15 protein-coding genes and 1 pseudogene are annotated in these 14,862 nt (G+C 62.7%); 10 read left to right on the plus strand and 6 right to left on the minus strand.

Going from position 1 to position 14,862, the window contains the following annotated elements; all coding sequences use genetic code 11:
• Window positions 1-351 (plus strand): annotated as a pseudogene (gene mntR / locus FJ934_RS20090) (manganese-binding transcriptional regulator MntR); the annotation flags it as partial.
• A 123-nt stretch (window positions 352-474) separates the two neighbouring features.
• Here the strand turns inward: mntR (FJ934_RS20090) and FJ934_RS20095 are convergent.
• From FJ934_RS20095 to FJ934_RS20120, 6 genes are read right to left on the minus strand one after another with little or no spacing between them, the layout of a single operon-like run.
• Window positions 475-1,008: a sarcosine oxidase subunit gamma gene (locus tag FJ934_RS20095; protein WP_246671572.1), complete on the minus strand. Its 534-nt coding sequence runs from the start codon at window positions 1,006-1,008 to the stop codon at window positions 475-477.
• Window positions 1,001-3,949, minus strand: a complete 2,949-nt coding sequence (locus FJ934_RS20100; protein ID WP_140611629.1) for a sarcosine oxidase subunit alpha family protein — start codon at window positions 3,947-3,949, stop codon at window positions 1,001-1,003. The genes FJ934_RS20095 and FJ934_RS20100 overlap by 8 nt, the downstream gene beginning before the upstream one ends.
• A 4-nt stretch (window positions 3,950-3,953) precedes the next feature.
• On the minus strand, window positions 3,954-4,211 hold the full coding sequence (locus FJ934_RS20105) for a sarcosine oxidase subunit delta (protein WP_140611631.1): 258 nt from the start codon (window positions 4,209-4,211) through the stop codon (window positions 3,954-3,956).
• An 11-nt stretch (window positions 4,212-4,222) separates the two neighbouring features.
• The gene (locus tag FJ934_RS20110; RefSeq protein ID WP_140611633.1) at window positions 4,223-5,479 is read right to left on the minus strand and encodes a sarcosine oxidase subunit beta family protein; all 1,257 of its coding nucleotides are present in this window, start codon (window positions 5,477-5,479) and stop codon (window positions 4,223-4,225) included.
• A 9-nt stretch (window positions 5,480-5,488) separates the two neighbouring features.
• On the minus strand, window positions 5,489-6,637 hold the full coding sequence (locus FJ934_RS20115; RefSeq protein WP_140611635.1) for a Xaa-Pro peptidase family protein: 1,149 nt from the start codon (window positions 6,635-6,637) through the stop codon (window positions 5,489-5,491).
• Window positions 6,638-6,674: 37 nt separating this feature from the next.
• Window positions 6,675-7,856 (minus strand): M24 family metallopeptidase, encoded by a 1,182-nt coding sequence (locus FJ934_RS20120; RefSeq protein ID WP_140611637.1) that lies wholly within the window; start codon window positions 7,854-7,856, stop codon window positions 6,675-6,677.
• A 255-nt stretch (window positions 7,857-8,111) separates the two neighbouring features.
• Between FJ934_RS20120 and ehuB the strand changes: the two genes are divergently transcribed.
• The 9 genes from ehuB to FJ934_RS20165 all read left to right on the plus strand — a co-directional run bounded on the left by ehuB (window position 8,112) and on the right by FJ934_RS20165 (window position 14,746).
• A complete protein-coding gene (gene ehuB, locus FJ934_RS20125) occupies window positions 8,112-8,975 on the plus strand; it encodes an ectoine/hydroxyectoine ABC transporter substrate-binding protein EhuB (RefSeq protein ID WP_226890382.1) in 864 nt (287 codons plus the stop codon).
• A 57-nt stretch (window positions 8,976-9,032) separates the two neighbouring features.
• Window positions 9,033-9,761 (plus strand): ectoine/hydroxyectoine ABC transporter permease subunit EhuC, encoded by a 729-nt coding sequence (gene ehuC / locus FJ934_RS20130; RefSeq protein WP_140611641.1) that lies wholly within the window; start codon window positions 9,033-9,035, stop codon window positions 9,759-9,761.
• Window positions 9,758-10,417: an ectoine/hydroxyectoine ABC transporter permease subunit EhuD gene (gene ehuD, locus FJ934_RS20135; RefSeq protein WP_140611643.1), complete on the plus strand. Its 660-nt coding sequence runs from the start codon at window positions 9,758-9,760 to the stop codon at window positions 10,415-10,417. Before ehuC ends, ehuD begins: the two co-directional genes overlap by 4 nt.
• Window positions 10,414-11,193 (plus strand): ectoine/hydroxyectoine ABC transporter ATP-binding protein EhuA, encoded by a 780-nt coding sequence (gene ehuA / locus FJ934_RS20140; RefSeq protein WP_140611645.1) that lies wholly within the window; start codon window positions 10,414-10,416, stop codon window positions 11,191-11,193. Before ehuD ends, ehuA begins: the two co-directional genes overlap by 4 nt.
• Window positions 11,190-11,939 (plus strand): GntR family transcriptional regulator, encoded by a 750-nt coding sequence (locus tag FJ934_RS20145; protein ID WP_140611647.1) that lies wholly within the window; start codon window positions 11,190-11,192, stop codon window positions 11,937-11,939. Before ehuA ends, FJ934_RS20145 begins: the two co-directional genes overlap by 4 nt.
• 361 nt (window positions 11,940-12,300) lie before the next feature.
• Entirely contained in the window at window positions 12,301-12,750 is a 450-nt protein-coding gene (gene mntR, locus FJ934_RS20150; protein ID WP_140611649.1) for a manganese-binding transcriptional regulator MntR, read from the plus strand.
• Window positions 12,751-12,854: 104 nt separating this feature from the next.
• A complete protein-coding gene (locus tag FJ934_RS20155) occupies window positions 12,855-13,043 on the plus strand; it encodes a hypothetical protein (RefSeq protein ID WP_140611651.1) in 189 nt (62 codons plus the stop codon).
• A gap of 131 nt (window positions 13,044-13,174) precedes the next feature.
• Window positions 13,175-13,642 (plus strand): hypothetical protein, encoded by a 468-nt coding sequence (locus FJ934_RS20160; protein ID WP_140611653.1) that lies wholly within the window; start codon window positions 13,175-13,177, stop codon window positions 13,640-13,642.
• Between the two features lie 165 nt (window positions 13,643-13,807).
• Window positions 13,808-14,746 (plus strand): neutral zinc metallopeptidase, encoded by a 939-nt coding sequence (locus tag FJ934_RS20165; protein ID WP_140611655.1) that lies wholly within the window; start codon window positions 13,808-13,810, stop codon window positions 14,744-14,746.
• Window positions 14,747-14,862 lie beyond the last annotated feature (116 nt).

The following is a 14,862-nucleotide window of genomic DNA, read 5'->3' on the forward strand; positions in this document are numbered from 1 at the left end:
TCGGAAGGGTTCCGGCAGACGCGCGAAGCGCGCCGCAGCGCACTTGTCGAGGACTATGTCGAACTGATCTCCGACCTGATCGAGGACGGCAACGAGGCGCGCCAAGTCGATATTGCGGCTAGGCTCGGCGTCGCCCAGCCGACAGTGGCCAAGATGCTGACCAGGTTGTGCGCCGACGGGCTGGTGTCGAGAAAACCCTATCGCGGTGTGTTCCTGACCGAGGCCGGCCGCAAGGTTGCCGAGGAGAGCCGCATCCGCCACCACACGGTGGAAGCCTTCCTGCGCTCGCTCGGCGTCAGCGCCGAGACGGCGCGCATCGATGCCGAGGGCATCGAGCACCATGTCAGCGCCGGAGGCTCCGGATGGCTTTGTTGGTGGGTTTTGGCGGTCGACAGCCGCTGTCGAGCGATCCTCGACGTGATTACTTCCAAATCCCCGGTTGGAAAGGGTTCCATCTCGTCGGCCAGCGGTCAGTCAATTTCGCGCTTTAATTCCAGGCGAAGAACGGCTTTCGGCGATCCAGTCCGCAAGGCTGCGCGCAAAGCTTCGCGGCACGATCATGTCGCAGCCGGTCTCGCTCGTGCGCAGGACGAGCACCGGTACGTGATGGAGGGTCGTTTGCAATGCGCGGCCTGGCGCTGAGCCTGCCGAGCGCCAGTCGACTGCGATGCAGTTGGAGAGGATTTCCAGGACGCCCGCGCCGCTCAAGCTGAAGCGCACGCGTCCCTCGCCGAGGGAGAGCGAACAGCCCAGCTCGGGATCGATCGCGGGTTGCGGCGGTTTTGCATCCGCCTCCGTGATCAGCCACAGACGGCGGGGAGAGACCCGGACGATGAGCGTGTCGGCACAACGGGCAGTCTCGCCGACGGAGACGGGCAGGGCGGTGCCCAGCAATTGCGAAACACTCAACTCAAACCGGGCCAGCATCCCGTCCCAGCCCTCGATCTGAACGATCGGGCAATCTGACGTCGACAGATTGAAATCTTTCAATGCCAGAGCCTCAACCATGCAGCCGCTCTCCTTTCGGATCCAGAAAGACGGGCGAGACGATGCGGGCGCGAACGGTTTCAGCCTTCATCGGATAGGTGGCGAGGACTTCGCTTCCCTCGACCGCGACATCGCCTGCCAGCAGGGCAAGGCCGACATAACGGCCGTGCTCCGGGCTGAACGTGACCGAGGTTATCCGGCCGCGTCCATGCCCTGCAACGGTATCGTCGGGCATGAACAATATCGCGCCGCCACGCAGGCGCTTGCCTTCCTCAGTGCATTCCAGTCCGACAAGTCGCTGGCGGTTGGGCGCCTGAAAGGCCGGACGCCGCCGCAAGACATCACCAACGAATCCGGTGCGCTTTCCGATCATGCGGCCAAGGCCGAGATCGTCGAGCGCGGTACGGCCATCGATCTCGGGTCCGGCGACATGGCCCTTTTCGACCCGCAGCGCCCCGAGCGCTTCGACCCCGTAGGGTCTCAGGCCGAAGGGCGCGGCGGCCTCAAGCAAATGGTGCCAGACCTTCCCGCCGGCAGTTGCGCCGACATAGATCTCGTAGGCGCGCTCGCCGGAATAGCTGAGCCGCATGATGCGCAATGCCCGGCCGTCAAACTCCGCTTCGGCAAGGCCCATATGCGGCAGCGCATCGTTCGAGACGTCGATCTCCGGAAAGGCGGCGGCAAGGATATCGCGGCTCCTCGGTCCGGCGACCGACATCGCTGCCCATTCGTCGCTGACGGAGGTGACGGCGACGCGCAGGTCCGGCCACGCGGTGTCGAGCAGGAATTCCAGCCGCGACAGGACATCGGCCGCCTTGGCGGTCGAGGTGGTCATGAAGAAACGGTTTTCCGACAATCGCGTGGTGGTGCCGTCATCGAAGACGACGCCGTCATCGCGCAGCATGACGCCGTAGCGGGCGCGGCCTACCGGCAGCTTGGCGAAGCCGTTGACGTAGACGCGGTCGAGGAAAATGGCCGCGTCTGGCCCTTGCACGTCGATCTTGCCGAGAGTGGAAATGTCCATCAGGCCCGCGGCCCCGCGCACCATGCGCATCTCTGCGACATAGGCCTCGTTCACGTCGCGGCCGGCGGCGCGATAGAAGTAAGGACGCATCCACAGCCCGACCTCGAGCATCTCGGCGCCGTTCGCCACATGCCAATCATGCATCGGCGTGCGGCGAAACGGCTTGAAATGGTGGCCGACGGCGCGGCCGGCGAGCGCGCCGATAGCGATCGGCGCGTAGGGCGGACGAAAGGTCGTTGTTCCGGTTTGCGGGATCGTCGCCTGGCGCAACGCCGCCATGGCCGACAGCGCGGCGAAATTGCTGGTCTTGCCCTGGTCGGTCCCCATACCGAGCGTGGTGTAGCGCTTCAGGTGCTCGACCGATTCATAACCCTCGCGATACGCCAGTTCGATGTCCTTGCTGGTCACATCCATCTGGAAATCGACAAAGGCCTTTCCGCGGCCGACGAAGGGGATTGCACGGAACGCGTTGGCCGCGGCTTCGCCGAGATCGAGCTTCGCAGGGGCCGGTGCGGCTCGAGATTTTCCGCAGAAGGCCGCAGCTTCGATGCCGGCACGGTGGCCGCCGTCGGTGGCATCGGCGGTCGAGAAGCAGCCCATCATTGCACCGGCGCCAAAGTGGCCTGCCGGAAAGGCGCCGGGGATGAAGCCGTCCATGTCGTCGCGATAGATAGGCTTGACCCCGAGATGCGAGGTGAGATGCACGGTCGGTGACCAGCCGCCGGACACGCAGACGAGGTCGCACGCAATCTCCGAATTGCCGCGCGGCCCGGCAAGCTTCGCGGCCTTGACCTCATGGCCGCCACGCAGGTCGGCGATTTGGGTCCCGGCCCGGATCGCTACGTTCAGGCGCCTGGCTTCCTCCGCCAGATCGGCAGGTGAGGCGCTGCGCTGATCCGCGATGGTCACTTGCGCACCGGCGGCGGCGAGGTCGATGGCGGTGAGATAGGCGCCGTCATTCGCGGCAGCGACCAGGATATTCTTGCCCGGCAGGACGGCGAAGCGATTGAGGTAGATCCGGGCGGCCGATGCCAGCATGACACCCGGCCGGTCATTGTTGGAGAAGACCAGCGGCCGCTCGATGGCACCGGTGGCAAAGACGACTGCGCGGGCGCGAAGCATGGTGAAGACCTGCCGCGGAGCGCCTTGCGCGGTCGGATCATCGTTTCGTTCGATCAGCGCCAGGGTGTTGCCGTCATAGGCGCCGAATGCCATCGTCTTGCGCAGCACCGTGACGTTGGACAGGCCTGCCAGTTCGGTCTCGACCGCCTTCAGCCACGCTGCCGCCTCGCCATCGGAACGCTCCGAAAGAAGCTGGCCGCCGAGCAGGAAATCCTGCTCGATCAGCGCAACGCTTGCGCCTGCGTATGCCGCGGCGCGAGCCGCCGAGAGGCCGGCAGGGCCGCCGCCGACAATGGCAATATCGGCAAATGCGTGACGCACCTCGTAGCGATCGGGATCGGGCTCCGTGCCGGCCCGGCCCAGGCCTGCCGCCCGGCGGATAAAATGCTCATAGAACATCCAGGCGCGCCGCGTCGGTCCCATGAAGGTCTTGTAGTAGAAGCCGGCCGAAAGGAACGGCGCAAACAGCCCGTTGATGCTCTGCAGGTCGAACGCAAGTGACGGCCAGCGGTTCTGGCTTTCGGCAGACATGCCTTCCGCCAGTTCGAGCGTGGTGGCCGGCAGGTTCGGTTCGCGCCGTCCCCCACTCCCGAGGGTGACCAGAGCGTTCGGTTCTTCGGGGCCGGCCGAGAAGATGCCGCGCGGTCGGTGATATTTGAAGCTACGTCCGGTGAGTGTGATCCCGTTGGCCAGCAAAGCCGAAGCCAGCGTGTCGCCTTGGTAGCCGTTCAGCGTGCGGCCATCGAAGCTGAAGCCAATCGGTTGCGCACGATCGATACGGCCGCCTGCTGGCAAACGTCTGTCATTCGAGTTCATGCTTCTATGTCCTGGCGAAACCGACGGAGAGGATGGAATGGTCGCAGGTGTCGCGCTCGACGACCAGCCATTGCCGGCAGCCGGTCACGTGCTGCCAGAACTCGCTGTGCTGCCCGGGCGGGTTTTTGCGCACATAAACATAGTGGTACCAGGCCTCCGGGTCCGGATCGTCATGCCGCGGACGCGTGACCGAAGCGTCGCCGCCATAGCGGAACTCATCATGGTCGCGCGGGCCGCAGCACGGACATTCGATGCGAAGCATTTCGCTGCTCCCTATTGCAGCCAGGCCGAGGGACCGGCACCGGCCTCGTCGAGTGTGTGGCCGGTGCGGAAACGGTCGAGCCCGTAAGCGGCGATCAGCGGATGCGGTTTGCCGGTCGCCAGCGTGTGTGCAAAACACCAGCCCGAAGCTGGTGTCGCCTTGAAGCCGCCATAGCACCAGCCGCCGTTGAGATAGAGCCCGTCGATCGGCGTCGGGCAGATGATCGGGCTGGCGTCGGGCGTCATGTCCATGACGCCGCCCCAATGGCGCAGCAGCCTGACGCGCGAGATGCAGGGCATCAGCGCGATCGCGGCCTCCGCCACCTCGCGCACGACGCCGAGATTGCCGCGCTGGGCATAGGAGTTGTAACCGTCGAGATTGCCGCCGAAGACAAGCCCGCCCTTGTCGGATTGGCTGACATAGAAATGATCGGCGCCATAGGCGACGACATGGTCGACCAGCGGCTTCAGCGGCTCGGTGACGAAAGCCTGGAGCACATGGCTTTCGATCGGCAATTCCAGGCCTGCCTTCCGTCCGAGCACCGACGTATGACCGGCAACGGCGAGGCCGACCATGCCGGCGCCGATCCGGCCCTTGCTCGTCTCGACGCCGATGATCCTGTCGCCATCGCGGACAAAACCGGTTACTTCGCAGTTCTGGATGATGTCGACGCCATGACCATCGGCGGCGCGCGCATAACCCCAAGCGACGGCATCGTGGCGGGCGGTGCCGGCGCGACCCTGCAGGATGGCGCCATATATCGGAAATCGCGCCGTGTCGGAGAAATCGAGATAGGGCACCAGCCGCCGCACCGCATCGCGGTCGAGTATGTCGGCATCGATGCCGTTCAGCCGCATGATGTTGGCGCGATGACTGAAAGTGTCGAGCTGGTCCGCGGAATGGGCGGTGACGATCTGGCCGCGCTGCGAAAACATGACGTTGAAATTCAGCGCCTGCGACAGGCCTTCCCACAGCTTGACCGAGAATTCGTAGAATTGGGTGTTGCCGTCGAGCAGGTAGTTGGAGCGGATGACGGTGGTGTTGCGGCCGACATTGCCGCCGCCGACATAGCCCTTCTCCAGCACGGCGACATTGCGGATGGCGTGGTTCTCGGCGAGATAGAAGGCCGTGGCCAGCCCATGTCCGCCACCGCCGACGATGATCACGTCGTAAGCCGGCTTCGGCTCCGCCGCGCGCCAGGCGCGCTGCCAGTTCTTCTGGCCGGAGAGGCCATTGCGGAAAATCGAGAACGCAGAATAGCGCGACATGTTCATGGTCTAGCGAACGATCGAACCGGCCGGGGTGCGCGTCAGCACTTCAGCGCCTGCGTCGGTCAGCAGCACCGTGTTTGACATGAAATGCTCGCCGCGGCCGGTGCCCATCAGCCAGGACAGGATGTGAAAGCTCATGCCAGTCTCGATTTCGAGATCGGAATCGTGCCTGAGGCCGGTCACCGAATTGCCGCCGGTCCAGGATGGCGGCTGGCCAATGCCGACCAGATACCCGCAATGATGGCGACGATAGTGCGAGAGACCGGCTCCGTCGGCGACGTCTTGCCAGGCGGCATAGACGTCGCGCGCTCTGACGCCAGGTCTGAGCGCCTTGACGACGGCATCGAATGCCTTGGCCGTCACCTCGGCCATCGCCGCGTCTTGATCCTTGGTGCTGCCAATACGGATCAGCCGGCCAAGCGGCGCATGATAGCGCGAGACGCAGCCGGAGAGTTCGACGAAGACAGGCTCGCCGGTGCGGTAGATGCCGTCGCCCCAGGTCGTGTGTTCTTCCCCGAGCCTGGCGGCCGGACGAATGAACGGGCCGAAGCCCGGCGCGTGGCCCCCGGCGCGGATCATCGCCGCCACGCATTGGGCGGCGACCTCCTGCTCGGCGGCGCCGGCGGAGATTGCCGCGATGGCCGCACCTGCAGCAGCGTCCGTAACCTTGGCGGCGCGGCGCATCAGCACCTGTTCCTCGGCACTCTTCACCAGCCGCATCCTGTCGACGAGCCCGGAAACGTCGCTCCACCTGGCGACGGCCCGCGCCTCGAGCCTCAAGGCGAGGCCATGGCTCAGACCCGCCGTCCAGTTTTCGAGGCCGATCTGTTTGCCTGCCAGGCCAAGCTCAAAAATGAGGCGCGCGGCCAGATCGGCAGCGGTTTCGCTGTCGGAATGACCGCGGAAATCCGCCGCCTTCACCTGTTTCTCTATCGTCACCTTTTCCATTGACCGGGTGACCAGAACCGGTCGACCGTCGAGTGGGACAATCAAGAGGTGTGGCGCGAAATAGCCCCAATGGTCGAGGCCGGTGAGGTAGAAGATATTCTCAGGCGAAGCGAAGATAGCGGCATCAAGCCCGCGTTCTGCCAGCGCCGTGGACACCTTCGACAGGCGGCCGGCGATTTCGGCTTCGGAAAAGGGATTGCGGTCCATTGGGTATCCTTGAAGTTACCGGCTCTTGGGCTGGTGGTCAGTCAATGACGATGAGATCGCGGGTCACGTCGCACAGCCGTTCGCCGCCGCCTTCGGTAACGACGAAGGATTCGGAAATGGCGACGCCGAAATCGTCGAGCCATACGCCGGCCATGAAGTGGAAGCACATACCGGGCTGCAGTTCGGTCTTGTCGCCAGGCCTCAGGCTTGCGGTGCGTTCGCCCCAATCCGGCGGATAGGCGAGGCCGACAGGATAGCCGACGCGGCTTTCCTTCTTCAGCCCGTTTCTGCGCAGCACCGCCTGCCAGGCGGCCTCGACCTCTTCGGCAGTGTTGCCGGGCCGTGCCAGATCGAGGCCCGCATCGACCCCTTCGACGATCGCCTTTGCCATATCGGAGAGGGCGGTCGGCGGCTTGCCGAAATGCACCGTCCGGGTTAGCGCCGCGTGATAGCGCCGTCGCACACCGGCGATCTCGATGATGGCCAGCCCGCTGTCCGGAAGAGGCGCGTCCGACCAGGTCAGATGCGGTGTGCTCGTGCCTTCGCCTACCGGCATCAGCGGGCAGATTGCTGCGTAGTCGCCGCCGACGCCTGGCAGGCCCATGATCTGGGCATGATAGATTTCCGCGATCACTTGGTTCTGCGGCACGCCCGGTCGCATCTTTTCGACCGCGCGGTTCATGGCATTGTCGCAGATCGCGCCGGCTTCACGGATCAGCACCAGTTCGGCCTCCGATTTTACCAGCCGCGCCCAGTTGACGAGGTCGTGATTGTTGCCGAAACGCGCCGCGGGCAGGCCGCCGACAAGATGGGCATGACAGCGCGCCGTGTAGTAGTGCGCGTCCATCTCGACGCCGATGCGCGCCTGTTCCCATCCGCGTGCCCGGATCAGGCTGGCGAGTTCGTCATACGGATGCTCGATAGGCTGCTGTACCAGCCGCTCGGAGAACGCGACGATGTTTTCTTCGGGCAGGCCGGTGGTCAAGCGGGCGCTCCTGGCGTCCTGCGCCCTGCCGAACCAGATCGGCAGATTTTCCTCCAGATGGACGAGCACGCATTGCGGCACGTAGAAGGACCATCCGTCGTAGCCAGTAAGCCAGCACATGTTTGCGGGATCCTGGCAGACGATGAGATCGAAGCCGGCCTTCTCCATGCGCCGCTTCACGCCCGTCAGGCGCTGCGCGTATTCCGTCTTCGTGAAATTGGCTGACCTGCTCAAAACTTGTCCCCGTGACCATCGTGATCGATTGCAAGTCCGCCGCTACATTTCGAGGCAGATACCTCTAATTGTGCACAACTAGCAATCAATCCAGCCACACATTCGGGCTGACATCAGTGATTTTCCAGATTCGTACAGGGTGTCTTGCGATATGTCCAGATGAGTTGTATACGTCTTACATGTTCGATGTGACGATGGAGAAACGTCCTTCGAGCCAGTAAGCTCATCCAAAAAAGAAAAGGGGAATGCATGCTCATGTCACAGATATCTCGCCGCACGGCCATGAAGACGGCTGCCTGCCTTGCGCTCGTCGCGACTATGTTCACGGCGCTTCCGGCTCAGGCCGAAACGACCCTCGAACGCGCCAAGAAGGACGGCTACATCCGCGTCGGTTTCGCCAATGAGGCGCCGTTCGGGTTCGCAACGCCTGACGGCAAATTGACCGGCGAAGCGCCCGAGGTCGCCAAGGCTGTGCTCGCCAAGATGGGCATTTCGCAGGTGGACGGCGTGCTGACCGAATTCGGGTCGCTCATACCTGGCCTGAAGGCTGGGAGATTTGACATCATCGCTGCCGGCATGTTCATCAATCCAAAGCGTTGCGCGGAGATCAATTTCTCCGAACCGTCCTATGGTATCGGTCAGGCCATGCTGGTGGCGAAGGGCAACCCGAAGGGCATAAAGGATTATTCAAGCGTCAAGGACAATCCCGATCTCAAGCTTGCGGTGATGGCGGGCGCGGTCGAGGGTGGATACGCCAAGGATGCAGGTGTCGCGCCAGGGCAGATCGTCGCTTTGCCTGACCAGTCCAGTCTCGTTGCCGCCGTCCAGGCAGGGCGCGCCGACGCCGCCGCGCTTACCGCATTGTCGATCGCCGATATGGCCAAGAAGGCCGATGGCGTCGAATCGACCAAGCCCTTCGGCGAAGTTGCCGGCAAGTCGGTGAAGGGGCACGGCGGCTTCGGCTTCCGCAAGGAGGACACCGATCTCCAGGAAGCGTTCAATGCCGAACTGAAGAAATTCATCGGCTCACCGGAGCACATTGCGCTGGTCGAACCACTCGGCTTCGGTAAGGATTATCTGCCGAACAAGACCACCGCGCAGCTCTGCAAGGGCGAATAAGTTCCCAACTGCTGGGCGGCGTGAAAGCGCCGCCCCTTTTTTTGCTCGGAGAAGCAGATGGGAATCCGCACGCTCGTTGCCATGCTGGTTGTCTCGCTGGCCGTGATCGCCGTGCTTGCAACGCAGGCAACATACAGGCTGTTCCTGCCGGGGCTGCTGCAGGGCGCCGTCCTGACAATGGAGATCGCCATCCTGGGCAGCCTGCTGGCGGTCATCATGGGCGTGCTCGCCGCCTTGGCACGTATGTATGGCCCGGCGCCGCTTAGATGGCTGGCGACGGTCTATGTCGAGATCTTTCGCGGCACCTCGGCGCTGGTGCAATTGTTCTGGCTATTTTTTGTGCTGCCGCAATTCGGCGTCACGCTAGACGCATTTCTCGTTGCCGTGCTGGCGCTCGGCCTGAATGTCGGGGCTTACGGATCCGAATGCGTGCGGGGGGCCATCCAGTCAGTCGCGCGCGGCCAGTGGGAAGCGGGAACTGCGCTCAACATGAGCCGCGCGCAGATGCTGCGACGGATCATCCTGCCGCAGGCCTTCATCGCCATGATCCCGCCTTGGGGCAATCTGTTCATCGAGTTGCTGAAGTCGACCGCGCTGGTCTCGCTGATCACCCTGTCGGACCTTGCCTTTAAGGCGCAGCAGATGAACCAGAACACGTTCAAGACCATTCCAATCTTCACGCTGGTGCTGCTGATGTATCTCGCCATGTCGCTCACCGTTTCCATCGGCATGCGGCTGCTCGAAAAGCGGGCCTCGCTCGGCTTGGCGCGAGGGAAGGCAGCATGATCTGGGATTGGAGTTTTGCCCTAGAGATCCTGCCGGTGCTGGCGCGCGCCGCGGTCATCTCGATAGAGGCGACGCTGCTCGGTTTCGCCATCGCGGCCTCGCTCGGCCTGGTCCTGGCGGTGATCCGCATCGCCGTGCCGTGGACCGGTTGGACGATCTCGGTGCTGGTCGAGCTGATCCGCTCGACGCCATTGCTCATCCAGATATTCTTCCTCTATTTCGTCTTTCCGAAATTCGGCCTTGTGCTCGACGCGTTCACGGCTGGTGTCATGGCGATTGGCATTCACTATGCCGCCTACTGCTCGGAGGTCTATCGCGCCGGCTTCGACAACATCCATCGTGGTCAATGGGAAGCCTCGATCGCGCTGAATCTCTCGTCCTGGACGACCTTTCGCGACATCGTTATCCCGCAGGCCATTCCGCCGATCGTGCCGGCGCTCGGCAACTATCTCGTCGCGCTGTTCAAGGAAACGCCGCTGCTTTCGGCTATCGCCGTGCTGGAACTCATGCAGACAGCCAAGATCATCGGCTCCGAGACTTTCCGCTACACCGAGCCGATTACCCTGGTCGGCCTGTTCTTCCTTGCGATGAGCCTGGTTTCTGCCGCGCTTATTCGTGCCCTCGAACGCCTGCTCAACCGGAGGAACACGCGATGACGGAACAACCGATGGTCCGCTTCGACAATGTTTCCAAACGCTACGGCGCGTTGACCGTTCTCGACGGCTTGAACCTCGAAATCGCGCGCGGCGAGAAGGTCTCCGTCATTGGCCCGTCCGGTTCGGGCAAGACCACCGTGCTGCGCATGCTGATGACGCTGGAGACGATCAATGATGGTGTCATCTGGGTCGAAGGCGAGCCGCTGACGCACATGCAGCAGGGCGGAATGCTTGTGCCTGCCAACCTTGCTCACATCCGTCGCATCCGGGCAAAGATCGGTATGGTCTTCCAATCCTTCAATCTGTTCCCCCACATGACGGCGATGGCAAATTGCATCGAGGCGCCGATAACCGTGCTTGGCATGAAAAGGGCGGATGCCGAGGCGCGGGCAGCCGAGCTTCTCGACATGGTTGGGCTGTCGCAGAAGAAGGATCATTACCCTTCCCAGCTTTCCGGTGGCCAGCAACAGCGCGTCGCCATCGCCAGGGCGTTGGCGATGCGACCCAAGATAATGCTGTTCGACGAGGTGACCTCGGCGCTTGATCCGGAACTTGTCGGCGAAGTGCTGCAAGTGATAAGGCAAATCGGCCGCGAGCATGATTTGACGATGCTCATGGTCACGCACCAGATGGGCTTCGCCAAGGAATTTTCCGATCGCGTCTGCTTCTTCTACCAAGGCAAGATATGCGAGCAGGGACCGCCAGGCGAGCTGTTCGGTGCCCCTAAGAACGAGCGGACACGGCAATTCTTGCATGCTGTCCTGGAGGCTGGATGACACTGGAGACGGATGCCTCGGTCACCACGGCGATCCTGGAGGCGCCGCGGCCGCTTTCGGCGCGGGAACGGTTCGAGCGTATCTACCGGATCCTGCGAGACCGCATCTGCCTGCTCGACTACCCGCCGGGAAGCCGGCTCTCCGAGGAAGAACTCGCCCAGGAATTCCAGATCAGCCGCACGCCGGTCCGTCGCGTGCTGGCACGTCTTGAGTCCGAAGGTCTGGTTCAATCCGTGCACGGCGTCGGCACCATAGTCACCGATGTCGACATCGAGGAACTGCAGCAGGTCTATCACTTGCGCCTCGAATTGGCGCTTCTGGTCGGCAAGCTTTCGCCGATCCCGCGGACGGCGGCCGACCTGGATCGAATCCGGACGCTCATCGCGCGCTGTGATTCCGACATGCTCAATCCGGATCAGCGGGCTTTCCTGCAGCTGAACATGGACTTCTTTTCTGAACTGACCGCCATGACCGGGAACCAGCCATTGCGCGAGATCAGCGAGAGACTTTATTTCCAGGTGGCGCGTGTCGTCCTGAAGATGATGCCTCAACTAGGACTTGTGGAAGAGTTCACGGCGTTTCGACGTGAGATGGAGGAAGTCCTGGCCGCAGCGGAGATCGGCGACTGGGAGTCGATCGGGCACATCAGGCGCGCGCATATCTCAATGAGCTTTCGACGCATGATGCGGCATGGGGATCATGCCAAGGACACGAACAGCGATCGCTTGGTACGGCAAGAAGAATAGTTTCTTTGCCCGAAGTTGGAAACGCTATTGGCGGATATCGTTGAAGGCGGCCAGCACCAGGCCGGTTGGGCCGGCGGCTACGATCAGAACGTCACTGCGGGTCATGGCTTTCTCCCTGGCGGCGATTGCAGTCGGGCGGTTTCAGCTCAGCAACACCCAAATATGGCCCCAGGAGTCACGGACAATGGCACTGGATCGGTTTCTGCCGTCTCATCGAGGGCATAGGCTGGCGGAGGAACGTCGTCCCGACGCGCAACGACCTGCTTGCCGATCGGCGAACATGCCTCCAAATAAACGGCCTGAAGAATCAAAGCCCGTGCTATAAAAACAGAGACGGCAAAACTCCCAGGAGGAGCGCGCATTGGCGCTGAAGAACAAACCGGTCCCGCGTGAGCCATTGCCTGACGCCGACGTCCACTCGGAAGGGTTCCGGCAGACGCGCGAAGCGCGCCGCAGCGCACTTGTCGAGGACTATGTCGAACTGATCTCCGACCTGATCGAGGACGGCAACGAGGCGCGCCAAGTCGACATTGCGGCTAGGCTCGGCGTCGCCCAGCCGACAGTGGCCAAGATGCTGACCAGGTTGTGCGCCGACGGGCTGGTGTCGAGAAAACCCTATCGCGGCGTGTTCCTGACCGAGGCCGGCCGCAAGGTTGCCGAGGAGAGCCGCATCCGTCACCAGACGGTGGAAGCCTTCCTGCGCTCGCTCGGCGTCAGCGCCGAGACGGCGCGCATCGATGCCGAGGGCATCGAGCACCATGTCAGCGCCGAGACGCTGGAGGCGTTTCGCAAGGCGATGACGGTGGGCTGAGCCTGGTGGGGCGACTTCCTCGGACGGACCAGCGGGCGGGAACCGCCTGACCACACCGCACGTTGCTTCCGAGATCGCGCGATTGTCGCGCCAGGGAGAAGACGATGGGCGTCGAACAAGCACCGACCGCGAAGGGCAAGCAGGCGGCGAAGGGATTGAAGCAGGCTGCGGCCAGAGATGAGCGCAAGACGGAAGCCGAGACAGGCCACCCCTTGAAGAAGGGAGCGGAGCGGTTCGAGGAACGTTCGAAAAGCTCCGACGGCAAGAGCGCCGGCGCCAAGCAAAAAGACTGAGCACTCTGCTGTTACGGCTATACCGGCTGCGCGGGGTGGAGACCAAGTGGCTTATGATGGCTGGGTAGCGCCATCTGGACAGCGAGTCCTAGGAGTCGCATCCTCTTCTTGGGAGAAGGGGAAGGCTTGCAATGACCAGCGAAGTCAGGGCTATTCCAGTTTACACTGCCAAGGATTATCCTCGTATCCGCCAGCTTGCCGGCGCTGATGACATGCCGGCGACTTGGGAAGAGTGGCATACGGGTTTTGAAGCTTCCAAGGCGGAGAGACTCCACCGACGCGACTTCACCCATGCCAAAGTCCTCGTCAGGCCCGGCAAATTCAAAGCCTGGCTAGACGAAAACTCATTTTCGGCCACGGAGCATACGAGACAGCTCTACGTTCAGGAGCGCCTGGACTCAAAACGGGCAAGGGAGGAAGGGCGCCGCGAGTTGGAGCAAATGCTAATCGTCTCACAACGGCAACTGCTATCCTATTATCGGCCGCCATCGCCACGCGTGGTGCACCACGAGCCCTTCCCCAAAGGCCCGATCGGCTTGATCTATGCGGCCATAGGCGGCTTGTGCCTCGGGTGGCTGGCTCATCGTTGGCTTGGTTGAACATAGTCCCGGATGCGATCTCGTGAAGCGCCGGCTAGTTTGCAGATTTCAAACTGATGCACTACCGAAAAATGCTGTGACTTGGCGCAACCATTGGGATAATTGTTTGTTGGGTTGGGCCGGCCATACCGGAACAACGCGAAGTTCGCAGTGCGAGGAGTTGCCATGCTCTGGAGAGGTCGTCGTCAGAGTGACAATGTCGAGGACGACCGCGGCGACAGCGGCTCCGGCGGCGGGCTTGACGGCGGCGGCCCCGGCCAGTTCCGCATCCCCATCGGCGGCGGCGCGGGCGGTGGCGGCATGTCGCTCTCGGGCCTCATCATCTTCGCGGTTGTCGCGCTCATTGCCTGGGGTGTTTTCGGCATCAATCCCCTGCAACTCCTGAACGGGGACGGCGGCGCGCTGCTGCCGGGCGGCGGTGGCCAGATATCGGACAACAGCGGCGGCAACGGCGCCGCGCCCGCCAATGACGAGATGAAGCAGTTCGTGGCGACCGTCTTGGCCGAGACCGAAGACACCTGGACCGGCATTTTCAAGTCGCAAGGCCTGACCTATGAGGATCCCAAGCTGGTGCTGTTTTCCAGCCAAATCCGCTCGGCCTGCGGCTTCGCTTCCTCGGCGGCTGGTCCGTTCTACTGCCCCGGCGACCACAAGGTCTATCTCGACATGACCTTCTTCCAGCAGCTCGACCAGCAGTTCGGCGCCTCCGGTGAATTCGCCCGCGCCTATGTGATCGCGCATGAGGTCGGCCACCATGTGCAGAACCTCACCGGCATCATGTCCAAGTTCAACCAGATGCGGCAGGGCATGAGCGAAGCCGATGCCAACCAGCTGTCGGTGCGTATCGAGCTGCAGGCCGACTGCTTCGCCGGCGTGTGGGCCCACTACACCGCGCAGAAGGGCATTCTGGAACCGGGCGATTTCGAAAGCGCGCTGAATGCCGCCAAGCAGATCGGCGACGACACGCTGCAGAAGAAGATGCAGGGTTATGTCGTGCCGGAAAGCTTCAATCATGGCACCTCCCAGCAGCGGCAGACCTGGCTGGCGCGCGGTTACAAAAACGGCAAACTGTCGGACTGCAACACGATGAGCGGCCCGCTCTGAGCACTGATTCCACGGCGATACAATGACGGAAATGACGCCGTCAGGGAGTGTCAGGATTAAAGCTTCCTGCCTGTTCCCTCATTGTTCCTTTCGGCGGGCTCGCCTATAAGGTGCGT

It is taken from the genome of Mesorhizobium sp. B2-4-12, assembly GCF_006441575.1.
Taxonomy (GTDB): Bacteria; Pseudomonadota; Alphaproteobacteria; order Rhizobiales; family Rhizobiaceae; genus Mesorhizobium.